Genomic DNA, 1,031 nt, shown 5'->3' on the forward strand with positions numbered 1-1,031 from the left:
CGGCACACCCACCGTGACCCGTTGCCACGGCACGGGCCCCGGCTCGGCGGCAGGCACGATCGGCGCTGTGGCAGCGCCGTCGCCGCTCGGTGAGGTCACTGTCCGACCTCGTCGATCGCCATGGTGAACTGATCCGGCTTGTTGATCACCAGCGTGGGGCTGCCCGTGCCGAGGGCGTGGCTCGATGCGACCAGGCTCGCGGTGAGCGCGTGGAAGAACTCGGCGACCGCCTGACCGATGTCGATCCCCGGCTTGGCAACGAAGGCGAATTCCTTGCGCGTTGCCACTTCGACCATGGTGGCGGCCTGGGCGTCGCCGATCCCGCAGGCGACGATGTTCGGCGCGGTCGGCGTCTGCGTTTTGTCGGTGAGCTGGACGTGTGGGCGGCGCCAGGCTCCGCCGTCGGTGGGCTGGCCGTCGCTGAGGAAGAACACCACCGGGCGGTGGACCTTGTAGCCCTCGCCGCGCAGCCACTGCACGTCGGACGGGATCCGGCCCAGCAGGTCGTCGAAGACCGCTTCGTAGTTGGTCAGACCCCGGATGGCGACCTGGGGCAGGCTGGTCTCGGTGCGCATGTCGGCCACCGCGAGGCGCACCTGCACGTCGTCGGAGAACCCCAGCACGGCCAGCCGCAACTTCGCCGCGATCATCGGCTGGGCCCGCAGCCCCTCACATAACGACACCAGACCCTCAGACAGATCCTGCCGGTAGGGGCCCATCGACCCCGACTCATCCGCCAGCACATAAGCCGGCAGTAATACGCCCTTCGTCTCCGCCATTGCGATCCGCCCCTCGATCCCTACCGCTGCGCGTACTCTGGCTCGTGCATGCCATGACGATGGGAGCCTGCCCACTGGTTCCGTATCTTCCCCCCAGGGAGGAGACGGACGGAAGCGACTCGGGAGAATCCCCATGGGATCACCTACCACCCGGGGAAGTGGACGCTGGCGAACCCGACCATTCCCGATACCAACAGGGGACGGCTCACCGTCCGCGGCGAGAAGGTGGACCTGGGCGCAGACATCCAGGGC

The 1,031-nt window shown here is 68.2% G+C and carries 1 protein-coding gene; it reads right to left on the reverse strand.

All coding sequences use genetic code 11. From position 1 onward, the window contains the following. Nucleotides 1–95: 95 nt before the first annotated feature. The gene (locus AB0I03_RS27170; RefSeq protein ID WP_360417513.1) at nucleotides 96–779 is read right to left on the reverse strand and encodes a hypothetical protein; all 684 of its coding nucleotides are present in this window, start codon (nucleotides 777–779) and stop codon (nucleotides 96–98) included. Nucleotides 780–1,031: the final 252 nt, after the last annotated feature.

It is taken from the genome of Glycomyces sp. NPDC021274, assembly GCF_040641195.1.
Lineage (GTDB): Bacteria > Actinomycetota > Actinomycetes > Mycobacteriales > Micromonosporaceae > Glycomyces.